This is a genomic window from Streptomyces lavendulae subsp. lavendulae, from assembly GCF_002803845.1.
In the GTDB taxonomy this organism is placed as follows: Bacteria; Actinomycetota; Actinomycetes; order Streptomycetales; family Streptomycetaceae; genus Streptomyces; species Streptomyces lavendulae.
This window is the reverse complement of sequence record NZ_CP024985.1, coordinates 952,205-973,438: the sequence shown is the minus strand read 5'-3', so window position 1 is coordinate 973,438 and position 21,234 is coordinate 952,205. Positions and strand designations below refer to the sequence as shown.

Genomic DNA, 21,234 nt, shown 5'->3' with positions numbered 1-21,234 from the left:
GACGGAGCGAGGAGTCGGAACGGGCCCCGGACGAGGGCCGGTCGGGAGTCACCGCGTGACGTCGCTCGAACCGCAGCCGCAGACCATCCGTCCTGCCCCGCGTCACGGGGGAAACGGGATGCCGACGGGGATCGTGATCGACGCGCTGGATGTCGCGCGCATGGACCGCTTCTGGCAGGAGGCCCCGTCGAATCCGTCGTCTGCTCATCGTCCCGCTGGTGTACCGAACCCGGGGTTCCTCCGTTTCCGCCTGCGATGGTGCGCTTGCCTATCCGAGCCCGCCGTTGCTCCGCAGGAGCTGGCCGTTGATCCATCCGCCCTCTGCCGAGCAGAGGAACGTGACCAGGTTCGCGCAGTCCTGCGGCATGCCGACGCGTCCCAGGGACGTGACGCGGGCCGTGTCCGCCTTCTGTTCCTCCGACATCCACCCGGTGTCCGTCGGCCCCGGATTGATCGCGTTGCAGGTCACCCCCAGGTGGGCGAGCTCCCGGGCGGCGGCCAAGGTGACCCGGTCCATGGCCCCCTTGCTCGCCCCGTACGGCAGGTTGCCGGCGGTGTGGTCGCTGGTCAGGCTGACGATCCGGCCGCTGCCGTGCCGGCCGCGGAACCGCAGCCCGTACTCGCGGATCAGCAGCCAGGTGGCCCGCGCATTGACCGCGAAATGCAGGTCGAAGCTCTCCACGGTGGTGTCCAGCAGGCCCGAGTCGACCGACTCGCAGTGACAGAGCACCAGCGCGGTGACGTTCCCCAGTTCGCGCTCGACCCTGTCGAAGAGCCGAGCCGGCACCGTCGGATCACTCAGATCCGCCTCGATCGCACGTGCCCTCCCGCCGAGGGACTCCACCTGTTTCCGCAACTCCTCGGGAGCCCCCGGATCCACGCCCCACGGCATCCGCTCGTCATACGGAGTCCAGTGGGTGAAGGCCGCGTCCCAGCCCGCCCGGACCAGATCCAGGACCACGGACGCGGCGATTCCCGCCGAACGCCCCGCCCCCGTCACCAGGGCGAGCGGACGCGCCGCCCCGTCTGCTCCCCGCTGCCCCGTCGGGTGCGTTTCGCCACTCATGATCCTCCTCCGGTCGGGACCCGCCCCTCACGACATCCGGAGGGCGCTGCCCCCCAGTCGTACCACCACCTCCTGGCTCGCTCCGGCGGCCGTCGTGAGGTTCCCGAACCGGAGCCGCAGCCGTGGGCCCGTCACGACCGAGAGCAGGCTCGGCGGCCCCGACAGCACCGCCGCGACGGGCCGGTCCCACACCACGTCCAGCGCCTCCACCACCCGGCCCGGATCGGCGACGCAGACCGTAGCCGTGCCGTCCCCCCTCTCCCGCACCGTGACCGAGCACGGTGCGCTCGCCTCCAGCGGCCCCGCGACCCCGGGCCGCCAGAAATTGACGCCGGTGAAGCCGAGCGAGCCCACCGCCACCCCCTGGGCCACCTCGTCGTTGGCGAGGACGGCCATCCACCCCGACGCGGAGGCCCGCGCCCCGGTCCGGTCCGCATCGGCCCCGGGGAGCAGCTGGTAGGCGTACCCGGCGCCCGCCGGGTCCGTGCCGTGGTCGTACCAGAGGGTGAGGTAGCGCCGGGTCAGCGCGGTGGCGGAACCGCCCCGGTTCACCTCGCTCCAGCGGCCGGTGCGCGCCTCCCGCAGGGCCCTGAAGGTTCCCGGACCGTGCAGAACGTACCCGCCGAAGCCCGCCAGATGCACCCACCCCGGGGCGCGGTACACCCCCGACCAGCCCGGCCCCGAAGGCTGAACGGCCCCGTTCACCGTCAGGGCGTGGCTGCCGGCCGCCCCCAGGTTGCGGTTGTCGACGACGGACTCGACCACGACCCCGTCCGAGGCACGGATCCCCGCCCCCAGACAGACCACCGTGTCGGCCAGGAAGAACCACGACTTGCGGGCCTCCAGGGTGCTGCCGAGGCCGCGCAGGTGCTGACCCACCGACGCGAACTCCCCGTCGGTGCTCCCGCCCACCCAGGCCGCGTCGGGCCGCGGGGCACCCCAGTCGCCGCCCGCGCCGTCGGCCAGTGCCTTGCGCGCCACCGTGATGCCGGGCAGCCGGTACGGGTCGACGGTGGGCCAGAAGGCGTCCGAGTACTGGCCGTTGCCGTACGAGGAACCCCACCAGGCGAGCATCCCGCTGCCGGTGTGCCAGCCGCGGAGGTTCTCCCCGTTCCCCGTCTCGTAGTGGGCGATGCGCCGGGAGGCCAGGGAGAGCGAGGCCGCCCAGCCGGGCCGCCGGTGCGTGGCGCGGTCCATCGAGGGGAACAGGCGGTGCCCGACCGGCTCGGGCAGCGCCGTCACCGAGGCATCGGCTTCGAGCTCCGCCAGCGCCGCGAGCGGGGCCAGACCGAGACTGCGGTCGGCGGCCGGGGGACTGTAATGGGACCGCGCCGTCCACCCCTTCACCAGCCCCCGCCAACGGGTGCGCTCGGCCGGACCCGCCCCTTCGGCAAGCAACAGGATCCCGGCCAGCAGCGCGTGCCCCCGGGTGTGGTCGTCCTGCTGCACCTGCCGTGCGTCCAGGGCGGTGAGCCCCCGGCTGACCGCCCGACCGGACACGCAGTCCATGGCCAGCCCGTTGAACAGGAAGGGTGCCCAGGCCCGCTCCACCGCGTCGAAGACGATCCGCGCACCCGGATCCGTGACCTCCCAAGGGGTGCCCTTGAGCAGCGCGAACAGCAGCCCCAGACCGCCCAGGAGCACCGCGCCGTACGTCCCCGTGTACGGCACCCAGGTGTGCTGGACGAACGACCCGTCGCGGTAGAGCCCGTCCCCGCCGGTGACGTACGGGAAGACCGGCGCGAGCGCGTCGGCGGCCAGGGAGATCTTCGCCGGATCCGCGCCCACCACCCCGCGCACGGCCAGGACCCGGCACAGGTCGACCCGGTTGGCCCCCGTACTCGTCCCGCCGTAGGCCGCCACGGCGGAGTCCGGCACGAAGTGGTCCACCGCCGCGCAGAACGCGGCGAGGCGGTCCGCCGTCAACTCCCCGTACAGCAGCACGCACACGTCCAGCAGTGCCTGCGGCGCCCCGATCTGCCAGCAGTACCAATTGCCGTACCGCGCCCGGCCCGCGTGGTACACCTGCGCGTGCATCTGGTCGAGGCCACCGAGCAGGGCCGACAGCAGCGCCGTGTCCCCGGTGACCCCGGTGCCCGGGCGGACATAGGCCTCCGCCATCGTCCGCAGCCGGTAGTAGCTCTGCATCATCTTCTCGGGATCCGTGGTGAACCCCAGGTCGGGCCAGAGCGAACCGGCTGCCGGGGCCATCGCGGCGGCCCAGCCCCGAGCCGTCTCCCCGAGCTCGGTCAGCCGTGAACGGAACGGCTCGGCACTCGCCGGGAACCCACCGCCCAGCACCAGATGCCGCCAGGCCGCGCGCAGGGCGGCCCAGTCCTCCGCCACGGGTGCGGCCCCCGCCCGTACGGCGGGTGCCCCCAGCAGCAGGGCGCCCCCGCCCGCCGCGCAGAGGAAGGACCGCCGACTCCACACATCCGTCATCGCATGCTCCTCTTCCGATCGCCGCCGGCCCCGTCGGCCCGGTCCTGCTCCGTCACTCGACGTGCTCGCGGTAGCGGTCGATCACCTCCCGCAGCACCTCGGCACCGTCCCGGGCCCACAGCCCCGGATGGAAGATCTCCACCTCCACCGGCCCCCGGTAGCCGGCCGCGTCCGCCGTCTCGCGGAACCCCCGCAGGTCCACGCAGCCGTCGCCCAGCTGTCCCCGGCCGAGCAGCACCCCCTCGGGGAGCGGGGTCACCCAGTCGGCCACTTGCACGGACACGATCCGCCCGGCCCCACCGGCCCGCCGCAGGTCCGCCTCCAGCCGCTCGTCCCACCACACGTGGTAGGCGTCGGCGACCACACCCACCTGGCGCGCCGGATACCGTTCGGCGATGTCGAGGGCCTGGCCCAGGGTGGAGACCACGCAACGGTCGGCCGCGAACATCGGGTGCAGCGGCTCGATCCCCAGACGTACCCCGTGCCCCGCTGCCCAGGGCACCAGCTCGTCCAGGACGCCGGTGATCCTGCGCCGCGCTTCCGCCAGATCCCGCTCGCCCTCTGCCAGCCCGCCCGAGACCAGCACCAGCGCGTCCGCCCCCAGCTCGGCCGCCTCCTCGACCGCGCGCCGGTTGTCATCGAGCGCGACGGCCCGGCCGGCCCGGTCGGCGGCCGTGAAGAAACCGCCGCGGCACAGGGAGCTGACCCGCAGTCCGGAGCCCGCCACCAGCTTCGCCGTCTCCCGCACGCCGAAACGGCGGACGGGGTCCCGCCACAGCCCCACGGTGCCCACCCCGGCCTCGGCGCAGCCGGCCACCAGCTCGGGCAGCGACCACTGCCGGACCGTCTCCTGGTTGAGGCTCAGCCGGTCCGGTGCCCCGGCCCGGCTCACGCGCCCGCTCCGTGCGCCGCGAGGAGCCCGCGCATCCTGTCGGCGGCCAGCTCCGGATCGGGGAACAGGCCCAGCAGGTCCGCCCGTTCGTACGCGCCCGCCAGGTGCGGGAGGGAACGGGCCGACCGGTGCCCGCCCAGGAGGGTGAAGTGCTCCTGGTACCCCGCGAGCCAGGCCAGCAGGACGATCCCCGTTTTGTAGTGGCGGGTCGGCGGTGCGAAGAGGTGCCGGGCCAGGGCCACCGTCGGGTCCAGCAGCGCCCGGAACCCGGCGGGGTCCTCCAGGTCGAGGGCCCGGGCCGCGCGGGCGGCGATCGGTGCGATCGGGTCGAAGATCCCCAGCAGGGCGTCGCTGGCCAGCTCCCCGTCCCCGGCGATCAGCTGCGGGTAGTGGTGGTCGTCACCGGTGTAGCAGCGCACGCCCGCCGGGAGCCGCCGTCTGAGGTCGCCCTCCCGCTCCGCGTCCAGCAGCGAGACCTTGATCCCTTCCACCTTGTCCGGGTACTCGGAAACGATCTTCAGTACGACGTCCGTCGCCCCGTCGAGGTCCTCGTGGCCCCAGTAGCCCTTCAGGTCGGGGTCGAACACCGGCCCCAGCCAGTGCAGGACGACCGGGCGGGTGCTCTGCCGCAGGAGTCCGCCGTAGACCTCCAGATAGTCCTCGGGGCAGCGGGCCGCGGCGGCCAGGGCGCGGGAGGCCATCAGTACGGCCCCCGCACCACAGGACTCCACGTACGCGAGCTGCTCCTCGTACGCCGCGGTGATCGCCGCCAGGGGGTGCGGGCGCCCCGCGGGGAGCTGGTCGGTCCCGGCGCCGCAGACGATGCGGCCGCCCACGCTCCGGGCCTCGGCCGTCGAACGGCGGATCAGCTCCGCCGCGGCCGGCCAGTCCAGGCCCATGCCCCGCTGGGCGGTGTCCATCGCCTCGGCGACCCCGAGGCCCAGGGCCCACAGCCGGTGGCGGAAGGCGAGCGTGGCCTCCCAGTCGACCACCGGGCCACCGGCGTCCGGTGCCGGGGAGGCGGCCACGTGCGCGGCGGAGTAGAGGACGCGGCTGCGGGCCGGGCCGCAGGCGAACGGCCCGAGCGGAACCCGTGACGGCCGGTGCAGACGCAACCCGCCGTCCGCCGAGGGGAGCAGGATCCCGTTCACAGCACCACCTCCGGCACCGGCAGCCTGCGGCCCTCGGCGCTGGAGCGCAGCCCGAGGCGGGCCAGCTGTACCCCCCGCGCTCCTGCCAGCAGGTCCCACCGCCACGGTTCGTCCCGTACGACGTGGCGCAGGAAGAGCTCCCACTGGGCCTTGAAGGCGTTGTCGGCCGGGCTGTTGTCCGGCACTTCCTGCCACTGGGCCCTGAACGGCTCGGTGTGCGCAAGATCCGGATTCCACACCGGTTTCGGGGTCGAGGCCCGGTGCTGGATCCGGCAGCCGCGCAGCCCCGCCACCGCCGATCCGTGCGTCCCGTCCACCTGGAACTCCACCAGCTCGTCGCGGTGGACCCGCACGGCCCAGGAGGAGTTGATCTGGGCGACGGCCCCGCCCTCCAGCTCGAAGATGCCGTACGCGGCGTCGTCCGCCGTGGCCTCGTACGGTTTGCCGTCCTCGTCCCAGCGGCGGCCGATGTGGGTGCGGGTGAGTGCCTGCACCGTGCGGATCCGGCCGAACAGCTCGTGCAGCAGGTACTCCCAGTGCGGGAACATGTCGGCGACGATGCCCCCGCCGTCCTGCTCCCGGTAGTTCCACGAGGGGCGTTGGGCCGGCTGCCAGTCTCCTTCGAAGACCCAGTAGCCGAACTCGCCGCGCACGGACAGGACCTCGCCGAAGAAGCCGCCCTCGATGAGCCGCCTCAGCTTCAGCAGACCCGGCAGGAACAGCTTGTCCTGCACCACTCCGTGCTTGACCCCCGCGGCCGCGGCGAGTCTGGCCAGCTCCATCGAGGACTCGAAGGTCAGGGCCGTGGGTTTCTCGCAGTACACGTGCTTCCCGGCGGCGATGGCCTGACGGACCGCCGTCTCCCGGGCGGCGGTCACCTGGGCGTCGAAGTAGACCTCCACCTCCGGGTCGGCCAGTACGGCCGTCAGATCGGTGGAGACGTGTTCCAGGCCGTGCCGGTCGGCGATGGCCCGGAGGGCCGCCTCCCTGCGTCCCATCAGGACGGGCTCCGGCCACAGCACCGTCCCGTCCCCGAGGTCCAGCCCGCCCTGCTCCCGCAGGGCCAGCAGGGAGCGGACCAGATGCTGGCGGTACCCCATCCGCCCGGTCACGCCGTTCATCGCGATCCTGATCGTCCTGCGCTCCATGGTGTCCGCGTCCTTCCGTGCCGGTCGTTCCTTCTCGATAGAAAGCGCTTTCTGTCCTTTCAGGCTAGGGCTGTCGGCCTCCTTGGCACAACACACGTTCGAGTGATGGAAAGCGCTTGCCCGATCGCTCAGAATGGAGGTCCACACGGCGGACGAGACGATGGCCCGGACGAACGGCCGGGCCGAGGAGGAGGGGTTCGAGATGGCGGTGACTCTTGCCGAGGTCGCGGCGCGAGCGGGGGTGTCGTCCGCCACGGTCTCCCGCGTGCTCAACGGCGGATACCCGGTGGCAGGCGGCACCCGCACCCGCGTGGAGCAGGCCGTGGAGGAACTGGGCTACATCGCCAACGCCCCCGCCCGGGCGCTCGCGGCCGCCACCTCCGACCTGGTCGGCGTGCTCGTCCACGACGTCGCCGACAGTTTCTTCGGCATCCTCGCGGGCTCCCTGCAGAGCGCGCTCGATCCCACCGGGCCGGGGGAGGCGCGGAGACTGGCCGTGGTCTGCAACACGGCGGGCGATCCGGCCGCCGAGACCGCCTACCTCGGGTTGCTGGAGGGCCAGCGGGCCGGCGGAGTCGTCCTCACGGGCGGGGCCGCCGAGAATCCGGACCACACTGCCGCACTCGCCGTCCGCGTCTCCCGGATGGCGGCCGCCGGGACGCGCGTGGTCCTGTGCGGTCGCCCGCCGCTGCCCCTGCCCGCCGCCCTGCCCGTCGCCACCATCACGTTCGACGACCGGGGAGGTGCCTTCCGCCTCGCCGAGCACCTGATGACGCTCGGCCACCGGCACATCGCCTACCTGGCGGGCCCGCCGGGACTGAGCACCACCCGGGAGCGGCTCGCCGGGCACCGGGCAGCCCTGGCGCGGCACGATCCGGCCGGGTCCGACGCCTGCGCCGCGCTCACCGTCCACGCCGGCTTCGAGCGCTCCGCCGGCTATGACGCCACCCGTGAACTGCTGCGCCGGGGAAGACCCTTCACCGCTGTGGCCGCCGCCAACGACACCGTCGCCACCGGCGCCGCCGCCGCCCTGCGCGAAGCGGGCCTGCGGATCCCCGAGGACGTCTCCGTCGCCGGCTTCGACGACCTGCCGTTCGCCGTGGACACCGCTCCCGCCCTCACCACCGTCCGGGTGCCGCTGCGTGAGGCGGGCCTGCTCGCCGCGCAGCTGGTGACCGGCCGCCGGGCCCTTCCGCCGGGGGGCATCACCACCCTGCCGACCGAACTCATGGTGCGGGGCTCCACCGCCCCGCCGACGGCCGGACGGAGGAGACCGTGAGGTACGCCTTCTCCACACTGGGCGTGCCGGGGACCTCCCTCGCCCGGAGCGCCCGGCTCGCGGCCGAGCACGGCTACGACGGCCTCGAACTGCGGGCCCACTCCGAGGAACCGCTGCATCCCGGGAGTCCTCACGCGGACCGGGCGGCCGGGCTGCGGGCCGTCACCGGAGCCGGGGTGAGCGTCCTCGCCGTGGCCGGATACGCCAGGGTGGCGGCGGCCGGGGAGGACGCTCCCGTCCTCGCCGAGCTGCGGGACCTCGTCCGGCTCGCGGCCGATCTCGAAGCCCCGTACGTCCGGGTCTTTCCCGGCGGAGGCGACCTGCCCGAGGCCGAAGCGGATGCCCACGCCGCCCGGCGGCTGTGCGCGGCGGCCCCCTTCGCGGCCCGGCACGGAGTGCGGATCCTGCTGGAGACCCACGATTCGCACCGCACCGCGGCCGCCACCGCCAGGGTGCTCGACTCCGTCGGACATCCCGGCGCGGGCGCACTGTGGGACGTGCTCCACACCTGGCTGGGCGGCGAGGCACCGGCCGAGTCGTGCCGGTTGCTGGGCGGCCACCTCGGCTACCTCCAGGTGAAGGACGTGGCGTCCGCGCGGGAGCTCACCCCGCTCGGACTCGGCGCCGGGGTACTGCCGCTCGCCGAGGCGGTGGCCCGGGCGCCGGCCGGGGGATGGCTGTGCTGGGAGTACGAGAAGCGCTGGTACCCCGAGGCCGCGGAACTGGCCGGAGGGCTCGCGGCAGGACGGGAGCACCTGGTGCGACTGGTGGCCGCGGCCGGTCAGGCGGAGCGGGCCAGACGGCCCGGGTCCACGGGGTAGCGGAAGCCGAGGCCGCGCGCATACCGCTCCAGCTCCTCGACCGCGCTCGTCGCCAGCCGGTCCAGCTCACCGCCGAGCGATCCGGCGACGTGCGGGGTGAGCAGTACGTTCGGCAGGTCGAAGAGCGGGGAGGTGGCGGGAAGTACCTCGGGTTCGGTGTGGTCGAGCACGGCGTGCAGCCTCCCGGCGACGAGCTCCTCGGTCAGGGCGGCCGTGTCGACGAGCGAGCCCCGCGCCGTGTTGACGAGGGTCGCGCCGTCCGGCATCAGGGCCAGCCGGGACGCGTCGAGCAGATGGCGGGTCTCCGGGAGCGCCGGGGCGTGCAGGCTCACCACGTCACTGCGGCGAAGGAGTTCTTCCAGCGGACAGAGCTCCCCGCCGAGAGCGGCGACCTCGGCGGGGTCGGCGTACGGATCGTGCACGAGGACCCGCAGGTCGAAGGGGCGCAGCAGCTCCATCACCCGCCGCCCGATCAGGGAGGCGCCCACGAGCCCCACGGTGCGCCGGTAGTTGCCGGCCTCCGGGTAGTGGCGCAGCAGATCCACCGGTCCGCGCCGGGAGCGGTAGGAGTGCGCGGACTCCAGCACCCGTTTGTTGGCGAACAGGATCGCGGCGAGCGTGTACTCCGCGACCGGTACCGCGTTGGCGGCGGCCGCGCTGGAGACCAGCAGTCCCCGTTCCCAGCAGGCCGCGGTCACATGGTGTTTGACGCTCCCGGCCGAGTGGACGACGGCTCGCAGCCGCGGCATCCGGCGCAGCGCCTCCTCGTCGAGCGGCGGGCAGCCCCAGCCGGTGAACAGCACCTCGGCGCGGGCCAGCCGGCCGCGGAGTCCCGGGTCGTCGTCCCGGGCGAAGTCGCTGACCAGCAGGTCGGGGTCGACATCGGCTACGCGCAGCAGCTCCGGCAGGATCCGGCGGGTCAGCACCGCCTCGCGGGTGGCGGGGCTCATGGCGAGCACCGTGGTGGGCCGGGAGGAGGGGGCGGGACGGGTCACGTGACGGCTCCTGCGGTGAGACCCGGGCGCTGGAAGCGCCGGAAGCGCCGGTGGCCGGGAAGGCCGGCGCGAGCGGGACGACGGCGACACGGGACGGAGCCGCTCGTCGTGGAGGTTGTGCCGGATGGCCGGGCGGGTGAACAGGGAGATCGTCACAAAGCCCGGGCAGTGCTCGGGGAGCGACACGTCCGTGGGGAGCAGGAGTTCACCCGCGCCGGCCTCCGGGTCGTCCATCGGGCCGCACTGTCGGGTGCGGCGCGGCCCTTGAGCGGGTGGGAGGGGCGGGGATGCGGAAGCTGCGCGACACGGAGCGGCTCCTACGGGTGACCGCGTGCGGCGACGGGTGGGAGAACGCAGCCCATCCTTTGCACGAGCCGCAGCACGGTCAAGAGGGAACACGCGATCCGATCGACACGGTCGCCTCGTGGCGGTCATGCCCGGACGTTCGGGCGGGGGAGCGGGTCCGGGTGCCGGCGCGGCCCCTCACCCCTGGTCGGCCGGTCCGGCAGCAGGGCCGCCACCCGCGCTCCCACCTCCTACCGGGCCCATCGGCGTGCCCGGCCGGCAGGGCGTCAGCCGTATGGCCGGCAACGCTCCCCGCACGATGTCCGCGTAGCGGCACCCGGCCACCGGCACGGCAGCCGAGCGGGCGCTGAAGGACCCGCCGTCACGAGGTGTTCACGCCCGCCGGGCTCGAACGCCGGTGCCGACAGGGCCTCTTGTGCCTAGACTGCGAAACGATTCATTGATCATGTATCGGATGAGCGTGGAGGAAGAACCCGCATGCGTTATCTCCCCCTGGGCAGTTCCGGACTGAAGGTCTCCGCGGTCGGCCTCGGCTGCAACAACTTCGGTGGCCGTCTCGACGCCCAGGCCACCCGCTCCGTCGTCGACGCCGCCCTCGACGCGGGCATCACCCTCCTCGACACCGCCGACATCTACGGGGGCGCCGGCGGCTCCGAGACCCACCTCGGGCAGGCCCTCAAGGGCCGCCGGGACCAGGTGGTCCTGGCCACCAAGTTCGGCTACGACGGTGTCGACATGGGTTACGGGCCCGCCGCCGGATCCCGGGGCGGCCGCGGCTACATCCGGCGCGCCGTCGAGGAGTCCCTGCGCCGCCTGGACACCGACCACATCGACCTCTACCAGCTGCACAGCCCCGACCCGGCCACCCCCGTCGCGGAAACCCTCGCCGCGCTCACCGAGCTCGTCACCGAGGGGAAGATCCGCTACATCGGGCACTCCAACCTCAGCGGGTGGCAGCTCGCCGAGGCCGCCCACGTGGCCCGCGAGACCGGCGCGGTGCCCTTCGTGTCGGCGCAGAACGAGTGGTCCCTGCTCCAGCGCTCCGCCGAGCGGGAGCTGGTCCCGGCGGCCGTGCACTACGGCCTCGGGGTCCTGCCCTACTTCCCGCTGGCCAACGGCCTGCTCACCGGCAAGATCCGCCGGGGCGCCCCCGTCCCGGCCGGCTCCCGCCTGGAAGGGCGCGACTCCTACATCACCGAGGAGCGCCTCGACACGGTGGAGGCCCTGGTGGCGATCGCCGAGAAGTACGGGCGCACCGTTCTGGAGCTCGCCATCGGCTGGCTCTCCGCCCAGCCCGGCTGCGCCTCGGTCATCGCCGGGGCCACCTCCGCCGACCAGGTACGCGCCAACGCGGCGGTGGCCGACCGTCCGCTGGAGGACGAGCTGCTGGCCGAGATCGACGCCGTCGCGGGCCTCCCGGCCTGACGGCCGCTCCGTGCGCCGGCCCCGGATCACCCGGGTGCCCGGCGCGCGCTGCGGGCTCCCGCCCGCCCCCTCCTGCACAGTGCCGGACAGAACCGGAGCGAACGGAGCGGAGCCAAGGTGGACAGGGGAAAGGTGGACCGGGCCGAGGTGACGGACACCGGACGACGGGCGGCCCTGGCGGTCCTCGGTGCGGCGGGGACGACGACGGTGCTCGCGGCCACGGGAGCGGCCCCCGCTCGCGGCGCGGGCGCGCCGGCCCTGGCTCACGGCGCGAGCACGGCGGCGGCCGCGCCGGACGCGGCGCCCCCGGCCCGGCGTCGGGCGGGGCCGCGGCCGCCCGCGGCGTGGTTCGGAGCCGAGCTCCGCCGGATCCCCACCACCCGCAAGGTCGTGGCGCTCACCTTCAACGCCGCCTGGGACGAGAGCGGCATCGACGTCGTCCTGGCCGAGCTGCGCCGGCGGAAGCTGCCCGCCACGTTCTTCCCCACCGGCGCCTTCGCGCGGGCCCACCCCGCCGCCGTGCGGGCCATGGCCGCCGCGCACGGCCTCGGCAACCACTCGTACAGCCATCCGTACTTCGACGACCTCGACACCTCGGAGCGGCAGGACGAGGTCCGCCGCGCCGACGCCGCGATTCGGGAGGCGTCCGGCGCCGAGCCGCTGCCGTTCTTCCGGTTCCCCTACAGCGCGACCACGGACGAGTCCGTAGCCGACGTCAACGACCTCGGCTACGCGGTGGTCGAGTTCACCACCGACACCAACGGATACCTCGGCCCCGAGGGCGGGATGACCGTGGACCGGGTGGTCCGGCGGGCCGTGGACGCCCTCGCCCCCGGCGCCGTCCTGCAGATGCACGTCGGCAGCACTGGCGACGGGGTCGTCCTCGACGCCCGGGCCCTGCCCCGGATCATCGACGCGGCGCAGGCGGCCGGCTACGCGATCACCGACCTCCGCGACTTCCTCACCGATGAGGGCGAGACCCCGGACTGACCGGGCCGGCCCCCTTCACGACACGATGTCCTTGCGCGAGAACCCGCGGAACGCGAGGGCGAACAGCACCAGCGCGTACGACACCGACACCGCCGTCCCCTTGATCATCCCGCCCCATTCCAGCTGCGGCTGCAACGCGTCCGCCCACGCGAACTGCCAGTGCGCCGGCAGGAACTCGCGCCACGACCCCAGGGCCGTCACCGCGTCGAGCACGTTCCCCACGATGGTCAGCCCCACCGCGCCGCCGACCGCGCCCAGCGGCGCGTCCGTCCGGGTCGACAGCCAGAACGCCAGCCCCGCCGTCACCAACTGCGACACGAAGACGAAGGCGACGACCAGCGCGAGCCGCGGCAGGGTGTCCGCGGCGGGCAGGGCCCCGCCCGTCGGGAGCTTCAGCGGCCCCCACCCGTACGCGGCCGTCCCCGCCGCCAGCGCCACCACCGGCAGCAGCACGATCGCGCCGAGGCTGAACGCCAGCGCCACCACCAGCTTGCTCCACAGCAGCCGCGCCCGGGGCACCGGCGAGGCCAGCAGGTAGCGCAGCGAGGACCAGCCGGCCTCCGAGGCCACCGTGTCCCCGCAGAACAGCGCCACCGGCACCACCAGCAGGAAGCCGGCCGACACGAACAGGCAGGTCGCCGCGAAGTTCGCGCCCGACGCCGTCGCCGTGTCGATCAGGCTGATCCGGCCGTTTCCGCCGCCGGGACCGTCGTCCGGCCCGCCGCCCACCGCGAAGGCGATGATCATGACGAAGGGCAGCGCGGCCAGCACCCCGCCCATCACCAGCGTCCGCCGCCTGCGCCACTGCCGCAGCGCCTCCACGCGCAGCGGCAGCGTCCGCGCCGGATCGTAGCCGGGAGCGGTCTCCTGGACGACACTCATGCCGTACCTCCGATCAGGGTGAGGAAGGCGTCCTCCAGCCGGCGGTGGGGTCCCACCGCCGAGACCGGCACGTCCAGCCGTACGAGTTCGGCGATCAGGGCTGCGGGCGTCGCGCCGTCGAGCCGTACGAGGATCCCGCCGTCCCCGGCCACCGCCGAGGCCACGCCCTCCAGGGCCGCGACCTTCCCGACCACGGTCTCCTCCACCGGTCCCTCCACGGCGACGAGCAGCGTGTCCCCGCCGCCGGTGATCTCGGCGACCTCGCCCGCCCGCACCAGCCGGCCGCGGTCCATGACCACCAGGTGCGTGCAGGACTGCTCCACCTCCGACAACAGGTGGCTGGAGACGATGACCGTCCGTCCGGCCGCCGCGTAACGGATCATCACGTCGCGCATCTCGCGGATCTGCGGCGGGTCCAGACCGTTGGTCGGCTCGTCGAGGATCAGCAGGTCCGGCATGCCCAGCATGGCCTGCGCGATCGCGAGCCGCTGACGCATGCCCTGCGAGTAGGTGCGCACGGCCCGCTCCAGGGCGTCGCCCAGCCCGGCGATCTCCAGAGCCTCCGCCATGTGCGCGTCCCCGGCCGGCCGGCCGGTGGCCTGCCAGTACAGCTCCAGATTGGCCCGGCCCGTCAGGTGCGGCAGGAAACCGGCACCCTCCACGAAGGCGCCGACCCGCGAGAGCACCGGCGCGCCGGGCCGGATCGGCTGCCCGAACACCCGGATCTCCCCGGCGTCCGGCGTGATCAGCCCCATCAGCATGCGCAGGGTGGTGGTCTTCCCGGCCCCGTTCGGCCCGAGCAGACCGAGCACCTGGCCCTTCTCCACCCGGAAGGACAGGTCCCGCACCGCGTACCGGTCCTGGGCCTTCGCGTACCGCTTCGTCAGCCCGGTGATGTCCAGTGGTACGTCGGCCGGCGCGGGTTCGGGCTGCGCTGCGCCCGCCCGCACCGCCGCGCGGCCCCCGCCGGTGCGCCGGATCCCGAGCAGCCCCGCGGCCACCGCCAGCGCGCCGAGCGGCAGCCACCAGGTCCAGGCGGGCAGGCCGGCCGCCGCCGTGCGGACCCCGTCGGCGACGGGGACCGCCAGCGGCCCCTGCGCCGAGACCGTGTAGACGGCAGGCGCGGCGGGGGAGGCGTACCCGAGGTCGGTGGCGGCGACCACCACCCGCAGCCGGTGCCCGGGCTGGACGGAGTGGTCGATCGCCGGGAGCCGCAGCGCGACGCTCCGGCCCTGACCGGCGTCCTCCACCCGTACGGGGGCGACCAGCTGACCGGGCAGCACCTGCTGACGGCCGTCGGGCCCGACGTCGTACACCTTGCCGAACAGGACCGCGGCGCCGTCCGCAGCCGTCGACCTCACGTTCAGGGTGAGGGTCGGGGTCCCGGTGACCCGGAGTTCCTCGGTCAGCGGCTCCGACTCGAAGCGGGCGTTCTGCCCCGGGAAGTCCAGCGACAGCCCGGCGCCGAGGGCGGCGAACTGCCCCCCGATGCCGGGCAGCGAGGAGAGCGCGGGCGGGGCGCCGCCCGCCGGGTTCGCGAAGGTCTGCTCCCGGCCGGACAGCGCGAAGGGGCGCGGGGCCGAGGTCAGGCCGGGGTAGCGGTCGGAGCTCGCGCCCCGCAGTTTGACCAGCCCGTCCGTGGAGTCGACGCCGCCGGAGCGCGAGACCCGGAAGACCGGGCCGGTGTCCGCGGCGTGGTCCCCCTTGAGGTGGCGGTCGAACCAGGCCTTCACCCGGGCCTCGACGCGGCCCGATTCGCGCATGCCGCCGTCGTGTCCGCCCGCCGCCCAGTCCACGGAGACGGGAGCGCCGTTCGCCGTGATGGCCCGGGCCATGGCGTCGGCCTGGTCCAGCGGGAAGAGGGAGTCGTCCTGACCCTGCACGATCAGGGTGGGCACCTTGATCCGGGCGCCCACCGCCGAGGGGCTGCGCCGCTCCAGCAGCTCGCGCGCCTCGGCGTCCGGCTTCCCGGCCACCGCCACGCGCTCGTACATGGCGCACAGCTGCGGCTCGAACCGGCCGCAGCCGGAGGCGGACGCCGCGCCGGGCGGACCGGCGTTCGCGGCCGCCGGCTGGAGGCCGCCCGCGGCACCGGTGGTGAAGAAGATCCCGGCCCACAGCTTCTTGAAGACGCCCTGGGGGAACAGGGCGTCCGCGAGGTTCCAGTACGTGATCTGCGGGGCGATGGCGTCCACCCGCCGGTCGTACCCGGCGGCCAGCAGCGCGACGGCCCCGCCGTAGGAGGCCCCGGCCACGCCCACGCGGGGATCGCCGTCCGCGTCCAGGCGCACCTCGGGCCTGCGGGCCAGCCAGTCGATCAGCGCGGAGACGTCCTTGACCTCGTGCTCGGGATCGTTCAGCCCGATCTTCCCGCCGGAGCGGCCGAAGCCGCGCGCCGACCAGGTCATGACGGCGTAGCCGTCGCGGGCCAGCCGCTCCGCCTGGGCCCGTACGTCGTCCTTGCTGCCGCCGAAACCGTGCCCGAGGAGCACCGCGGGGCGCCGTTCCCCGCCCGCCCCGGCCGTGAAGTAGGAGGTGTCGATCCCGGCGCCCGGCGGTTCCAGGCCCGGTACGTTCAGCATCTGGTCCTGGCGGTGCACGGCCGGCGCGTCCCCGGAGGCGGCGGCCGCCGTCCAGGTACCGGCGCCGGCCAGGACCGCGAGGGCGGCGGCGCCGGCGAGCAGGCGGTCGCGGCGCCGACGGGGCAGTCGTGGCTTCATACGGGAACACTAAAGCCAGAGATCGCCGTACGCGGGCTCCCTCAGGGGGAGCCCCGCCCCTTCTCCAGGAGTACGCGCCCCGGGCCGGCCTACCGCGCCTGCGGTACGCGCCGCCCGACCGGCGACCGGCGACCGGCGAGCGGCGACCGCCGAGCGGCGACCGCCGACCCCCGACCCCCGGCCGTGCGCGGCGCCGCGCGCCGACCTGCGCGCCCGCCCGGGCGGCGGGAGGATGGGCCGCATGCTGCTGGCCGAGGTGGCGCGCGTGTCCCGGGAGGTCGCCGGGACCGCCGCCCGTTCCCGCAAGACCGCCCTGCTCGCGGAAGTGTTCGCGGCCGCCCCCGCCGAGGAGGCGGGCCTGGTCGTCTCCTACCTCTCCGGCCGCCTCCCGCAGGGCCGCCCGGGCATCGGGTGGCGCACCCTCGGCCGGGACACGGCCCCCGCGCCGCTGCCCTCCCTGACCGTACGGGCCGTGGACGCGGCCGTGTCCGAGCTGGCCGCGGTCGCGGGCCCCGGCGCGCAGGCGGAGCGCCGGCGGATCGTGGACGGCCTGCTGGGCGCCGCCACCGCCGAGGAACAGGCGTTCCTGCGCGGCCTGCTGTCCGGGGAGGTGCGCCAGGGGTCCCTGGAGGCGGTGGCCCTGGAAGGCGTGGCCAAGGCCGCCGGGGTACCGGCCGCGGACCTGCGCCGGGCCGTGATGCTGGAGGGCGCGCTGCCCCGGGTGGCCGCGGCGGTACTGGCCGAAGGGGCCGCGGCGCTGCGCGGGGTGACCCTGCGCGTCGGGCAGCCCGTGCGGCCGATGCTCGCCGGGACCGCGCGGTCGGTGGCCGACGCCCTCGTGGCGCTGGGGCCCTGCGCCGTGGAGGAGAAGCTCGACGGGATCCGCGTCCAGGTCCACCGCTCGGGCGACGAGGTGCGGATCCACACCCGCTCCTTGGACGAGATCACCGACCGGCTGCCGGAGGTGGCCGAACTGGCGCGGAGCCTGCCGGGGGAGAGGTTCGTCCTCGACGGCGAGGTCATCGGTCAGGACGCCGACGGACGCCCGGTGCCCTTCCAGGAGATCGCGGCCCGGGTGGGCTCCCGGGTGGACGTGGCGGCGGCGCGGCGCGCCCTCCCGGTGCGCGCGTACTTCTTCGACCTGCTGGCCCTCGGCGACCGGGTGCTGCTCGACCTGCCCGTCCGCGACCGCCACGCGGCCCTCGCGGCCCTGGTCCCCGAGGCCTCGCGGGTGCGCCGGCTGGTGGTGGACGATCCGGCCGCACGGGCGGCCGAGGCCGAGGCGTTCCTGTCCGGGGCACTGGACCGAGGCCACGAGGGGGTCGTCGTCAAGGCCCTCGACTCGGTCTACGCGGCCGGCCGGCGCGGCAAGCGCTGGCTGAAGGTCAAACCCGTGCACACCCTCGACCTGGTCGTGCTCGCCGCCGAGTGGGGCCACGGCCGGCGCACCGGCCTGCTGTCGAACCTGCACCTGGGCGCGCGGACCGCGGACGGCACGTACGCGATGCTGGGCAAGACCTTCAAGGGACTGACGGACGAGATGCTGCGCTGGCAGACCGGGCGGCTGGGCGAGCTGGCGCAGGAGGACGACGGCTTCACCGTCCGGGTCCGGCCGGAGCTGGTGGTGGAGATCGCCTACGACGGACTCCAGCGCTCCCCCCGCTACCCGGCCGGTGTCGCCCTGCGCTTCGCCCGGGTCCTGCGCCACCGGCCGGACAAGAGCGCGGAGCAGGCGGACACGGTGGAGACCGTCCTGGAACAAGGCGGCCGCGGCACGTGAGCGGGCCGGAAGGCGGGATTTGCCTCAGAGGCAAGAAAATTGCCAGCAGGGCAAGAATCTGACTCAATCGGAGGTATGAACCCCCGAGCCGAGGGCCCGGACCGCCACGACGACGGCCTGGCCGAAGAGCTGCCCGCGGTCGCCCCGCAGCTGCGTGAGCTGCGCCGACGCGCGGGTCTGACGCTGGAGGCCGCAGCCGCCAGGGCCCGCCTCTCGCCCGCGCACCTCTCCCGCCTGGAGACCGGACGGCGCCAGCCCTCGCTGCCGCTGCTGCTCGGACTCGCCCGCACCTACGGTACGACGGTCTCGGAGCTGCTCGGCGAGACCCCGGCCGTCGCGGATCCCATCGTACGGGCCGGCGGTCCCGGGGCTCGCGAGGCCGACGGGTGGACGTACTGGCAGGCCGGGGGCTCCGGACGGGGGATGCAGGCGCTGCGCGTGCACGTGCCCCAGGGGCGCAGCCAGGGCGAGCTGGTCCGCGTGCACCCGGGGGAGGAGTGGCTGTACGTGCTCTCCGGACAGCTGCGGCTGCACCTGGGGGAGACCGAGTACCTGCTGGAGCCGGGGGACAGCGCGCACTTCGACTCGCTCACCCCGCACCGGATCGCCGCGCCGGGCCACGGCGGAGCCGAACTACTGTTCGTCCACACCCTGCTGCAGAGCAGCCTCGCCGGGCTGTGCCTCGGCGCCGCCGCCACCACGCAGCACCGCTAGCCGAGGAGCCGTACCCATGACCAAGGGGGAGAACATGCCCACCACGTCCGAGAAGACCGAGGCCACGTCCGAGGCGGCCGGCACCCCGTTCGAGGCGGCCGGTGCCACGTCCCAGGAGACCGGGACCACTGCCGGGACGCCCGCCGGTACGGATGCCGCGGCCCAGCCGGCCGGCCTGCTGGGCCGCATCGAGTCGAGGTTCCCGCGCGGCCTGGTCATCCGGCTGATCGCATACCTCTTCGTCGGCCATCTCTTCGCCTTCTTCGTCTACCTCCTCTTCGTACTGGGCGGCCAGAACCAGTAGCCGCGCCCCGCCGGGCTCCCGCCGGGCCCCACCGGGCGGCGCACCCAGCCCAGCACCAGCAGTGAGGCCACCGCGGCGAAGGCGCACCAGGTGGAGGCGAACTCCAGCCGCCACAGCGCCGCGCAGACCAGCGCCCCCGCGGCCAGAACGGCGCCCAGCACCCGCAGTCGGCGGTCCCCGGTGAGCAGCAGGGCCCCGAGGGTGGCGCCGAGGTAGCCCGCCAGGACCAGCGGCGCGTACGGCACGTCCACCCCGTACCCGACCAGGCGGCCCCGGACCTCGGCGGTCACCGGCCCCGTCGCGAGGCAGTACGCCAGCACCGCGGCGGTGGCCGTCCCGACGGCCACCGGTACCCACAGCCGCCGCCGGGCCCCGGGCCCGGCGGCGAGCAGCACCCCGAGCGGCACCCACACGGGCAGCACGGGCAGGGCGATCACCGCCCAGGCCGTGGTGGCCGGACCGCAGTCGCCGCCCGCGTCCCGGACGGCGGCCTCGATCAGCTGATGCGCGCCGAGCAGCAGCGGCAGGGCCGCGACGGGCAGGTCGCGCGCCCGCCGCACCCGGGCGACGCACACCACCCCGACGGCGGCCACCACGGTGCCCGCCGTCAGGTCCGCGGCAGTGCTCCAGCACATGGCGGGCTCCCGCCGGTCGGGTTCACCCGCACGCCCGGACGGGCCCCGGGCGAACGGCCGTCACCCCACACCCCCGGACCCCACACCCCCGGACCCCGCACCCGACCCCGCATCCCCGGCCACCGCCGGGGGCTCCAGCGGCGGCGCGCCCACCGGGCACTGCATACGGCACTGCGGGTGAGGGTGGGGCTCCCCGGCCGCCGGGGAGCGTACGGTCGTCCACGCCACGGCCGCCCCCACCAGCAGGGCCCCCGCGCACCAGGGCATGGCCCGGTCGAAGGCGGCGTCGAAGGCCTCCGCCGACCGGTAGGCGTCCGGGCCCATCCCCGCGAGCAACGGCAGCGCCGCCACCGCGAGGAGCCCGGCGGCCCGTGCGGCGGCGTTGTTGATGCCGCTGGCCAGGCCCGCCCGGCCCGGGTCCACCGAGGCCAGGACGGTCGCCGTCAGCGGAGCCACCAGGGTGACCATCCCGGATCCCATCACCACCATGGCCGGCAGCACGTCCCGCACGTAGGAGGCGTCCGGGCCCACCCGCAGGGTCAGCAGCATGCCCGCCGCGCACAGCAGCGGTCCCACCGTGAGCGGGATCCGCGGGCCGATGCGCTCCCCGAGCGCGGCCGAGCGGGCCGACAGCAGCAGCATCAGCAGGGTGGTCGGCAGCAGCGCGGCCCCGGAGGCCAGGGCCGAGTACCCGGCCACCACCTGGAGCTGGAGCACGATGAGGAAGAAGAACCCGCCGAAGGCCGCGTAGACGCAGAGGGTGACCAGGTTGACGGCGGTGAACAGCCGGGAGGCGAAGATGTCCGGCGGAACCATCGGATCCGGCCGCCGCCGCTCCACGTGCACGAACGCGGCGCCCAGCAGCACCCCGCCCACCCCCGCGGCCACGACCGGCGCCGACCCGCTCGTGGCCTCGATCAGGGCGTAGGTGATCAGGGCCAGGGATCCCGCGCCCAGCACGGCCCCGGCCACGTCGAAGCGTCCGTGCGCCGCCGGGTCCCGCGATTCCGGTACGTGTCTCAGCGCCACCGGCACGCACAGCGCGGCGACGGGCACGTTCAGCAGGAACACCCACCGCCAGCCCGGCCCGTCCACCAGCCACCCGCCCAGGAACGGCCCCACCGCGGCGCCCACCCCGCCGAACCCCGACCACAGGCCGACGGCGCGGGCCCGGTCGTCGGGGTGGATCGAACCCTGGATCAGCGCCAGCGAACCGGGCGTGAGCAGCGCGCCGCCGACGCCCTGGAAGGCGCGGGCGGCGATCAGCACCCCGGCGCCTGGCGCGAGCCCGCACACCAGTGAGCCCGCCGCGAACCAGACCACCCCGAGCACGAAGATCCGGCGCCGCCCGAACCGGTCGCCGAGCGCCCCGCCCACCAGGATCAGCCCGGCCAGGGTGAGCAGGTAGGCGTTCACGGTCCACTGGAGCACCGCCAGGTCGGCGCCGAGATCGGCCCCGATGGTCGGGAGCGCCACGTTGACGACGGTCGAGTCCAGCATCGCCATGGTCGACCCGAGCACGGTGGCGAGCAGGATCCACCGCCCCTGGGCGGACCTCAGCGGAACACCGGGCGCGGGTTCGGTCATGCCCCCAGGCTGGCGCGCCCCGCCCGGAAGGGCCACCCGGCGGGCGTGCGCCGGGCCCGGACCGGCGCGAAGTCGGCCGGATAGGCCCTCTTGTGAA

At 74.8% G+C, this 21,234-nt stretch carries 17 protein-coding genes; 7 read left to right on the top strand and 10 right to left on the bottom strand.

The window, feature by feature from the left end; translation table 11 throughout:
• Positions 1-268: 268 nt before the first annotated feature.
• The 5 genes from SLAV_RS04330 to SLAV_RS04310 are packed head-to-tail and all read right to left on the bottom strand — an operon-like array spanning position 269 to position 6,699.
• Positions 269-1,066: an SDR family oxidoreductase gene (locus tag SLAV_RS04330; RefSeq protein WP_030229797.1), complete on the bottom strand. Its 798-nt coding sequence runs from the start codon at positions 1,064-1,066 to the stop codon at positions 269-271.
• Between the two features lie 27 nt (positions 1,067-1,093).
• Positions 1,094-3,508 carry a polysaccharide lyase 8 family protein gene (locus SLAV_RS04325; RefSeq protein ID WP_030229798.1) on the bottom strand — a complete coding sequence of 805 codons (2,415 nt, stop codon included), beginning with the start codon at positions 3,506-3,508 and terminating at the stop codon, positions 1,094-1,096.
• A gap of 52 nt (positions 3,509-3,560) precedes the next feature.
• Positions 3,561-4,400: a sugar phosphate isomerase/epimerase family protein gene (locus SLAV_RS04320; protein WP_030229799.1), complete on the bottom strand. Its 840-nt coding sequence runs from the start codon at positions 4,398-4,400 to the stop codon at positions 3,561-3,563.
• Positions 4,397-5,551, bottom strand: a complete 1,155-nt coding sequence (locus SLAV_RS04315; RefSeq protein WP_234333572.1) for a dihydrodipicolinate synthase family protein — start codon at positions 5,549-5,551, stop codon at positions 4,397-4,399. Before SLAV_RS04315 ends, SLAV_RS04320 begins: the two co-directional genes overlap by 4 nt.
• Positions 5,548-6,699, bottom strand: a complete 1,152-nt coding sequence (locus SLAV_RS04310; protein ID WP_030229801.1) for a Gfo/Idh/MocA family protein — start codon at positions 6,697-6,699, stop codon at positions 5,548-5,550. The genes SLAV_RS04315 and SLAV_RS04310 overlap by 4 nt, the downstream gene beginning before the upstream one ends.
• Positions 6,700-6,901: 202 nt before the next feature.
• On the opposite strand from SLAV_RS04310, the gene SLAV_RS04305 reads away from it, so the two are divergent.
• Positions 6,902-7,978 carry a LacI family DNA-binding transcriptional regulator gene (locus SLAV_RS04305; RefSeq protein ID WP_030229802.1) on the top strand — a complete coding sequence of 359 codons (1,077 nt, stop codon included), beginning with the start codon at positions 6,902-6,904 and terminating at the stop codon, positions 7,976-7,978.
• Complete coding sequence (locus SLAV_RS04300; RefSeq protein WP_051840848.1) at positions 7,975-8,799, top strand: sugar phosphate isomerase/epimerase family protein; 825 nt, start codon at positions 7,975-7,977, stop codon at positions 8,797-8,799. The genes SLAV_RS04305 and SLAV_RS04300 overlap by 4 nt, the downstream gene beginning before the upstream one ends.
• Here SLAV_RS04300 and SLAV_RS04295 read toward each other — a convergent pair.
• On the bottom strand, positions 8,760-9,749 hold the full coding sequence (locus SLAV_RS04295; RefSeq protein WP_051840866.1) for a hydroxyacid dehydrogenase: 990 nt from the start codon (positions 9,747-9,749) through the stop codon (positions 8,760-8,762). The two genes, SLAV_RS04300 and SLAV_RS04295, sit on opposite strands and share 40 nt — an antisense overlap.
• Positions 9,750-10,577: 828 nt before the next feature.
• Between SLAV_RS04295 and SLAV_RS04290 the strand changes: the two genes are divergently transcribed.
• A complete protein-coding gene (locus SLAV_RS04290; protein ID WP_030229805.1) occupies positions 10,578-11,525 on the top strand; it encodes an aldo/keto reductase in 948 nt (315 codons plus the stop codon).
• A 117-nt stretch (positions 11,526-11,642) separates the two neighbouring features.
• Positions 11,643-12,515 carry a polysaccharide deacetylase family protein gene (locus SLAV_RS04285; protein WP_234333573.1) on the top strand — a complete coding sequence of 291 codons (873 nt, stop codon included), beginning with the start codon at positions 11,643-11,645 and terminating at the stop codon, positions 12,513-12,515.
• Positions 12,516-12,530: 15 nt separating this feature from the next.
• On the opposite strand, the gene SLAV_RS04280 is transcribed toward SLAV_RS04285, so the two are convergent.
• Together SLAV_RS04280 and SLAV_RS04275 are read right to left on the bottom strand one after the other, a co-directional pair.
• Entirely contained in the window at positions 12,531-13,397 is an 867-nt protein-coding gene (locus SLAV_RS04280; RefSeq protein ID WP_030229807.1) for an ABC transporter permease, read from the bottom strand.
• Positions 13,394-16,117 (bottom strand): alpha/beta fold hydrolase, encoded by a 2,724-nt coding sequence (locus tag SLAV_RS04275; RefSeq protein ID WP_030229808.1) that lies wholly within the window; start codon positions 16,115-16,117, stop codon positions 13,394-13,396. Before SLAV_RS04275 ends, SLAV_RS04280 begins: the two co-directional genes overlap by 4 nt.
• 241 nt (positions 16,118-16,358) lie before the next feature.
• On the opposite strand from SLAV_RS04275, the gene SLAV_RS04265 reads away from it, so the two are divergent.
• The 3 genes from SLAV_RS04265 (at position 16,359) to SLAV_RS43595 (ending at position 18,915) form a co-directional block, all read left to right on the top strand.
• Positions 16,359-17,897: an ATP-dependent DNA ligase gene (locus SLAV_RS04265; protein ID WP_030229809.1), complete on the top strand. Its 1,539-nt coding sequence runs from the start codon at positions 16,359-16,361 to the stop codon at positions 17,895-17,897.
• Positions 17,898-17,972: 75 nt separating this feature from the next.
• Positions 17,973-18,611: a helix-turn-helix domain-containing protein gene (locus tag SLAV_RS04260; RefSeq protein WP_030229810.1), complete on the top strand. Its 639-nt coding sequence runs from the start codon at positions 17,973-17,975 to the stop codon at positions 18,609-18,611.
• A 16-nt stretch (positions 18,612-18,627) separates the two neighbouring features.
• Positions 18,628-18,915 (top strand): DUF6126 family protein, encoded by a 288-nt coding sequence (locus SLAV_RS43595; RefSeq protein ID WP_234333574.1) that lies wholly within the window; start codon positions 18,628-18,630, stop codon positions 18,913-18,915.
• Here SLAV_RS43595 and SLAV_RS04250 read toward each other — a convergent pair.
• Together SLAV_RS04250 and SLAV_RS04245 are read right to left on the bottom strand one after the other, a co-directional pair.
• Positions 18,879-19,550 (bottom strand): DUF6629 family protein, encoded by a 672-nt coding sequence (locus SLAV_RS04250; RefSeq protein WP_063760293.1) that lies wholly within the window; start codon positions 19,548-19,550, stop codon positions 18,879-18,881. The two genes, SLAV_RS43595 and SLAV_RS04250, sit on opposite strands and share 37 nt — an antisense overlap.
• 60 nt (positions 19,551-19,610) lie before the next feature.
• Positions 19,611-21,137: an MFS transporter gene (locus SLAV_RS04245; protein WP_051840850.1), complete on the bottom strand. Its 1,527-nt coding sequence runs from the start codon at positions 21,135-21,137 to the stop codon at positions 19,611-19,613.
• Positions 21,138-21,234 lie beyond the last annotated feature (97 nt).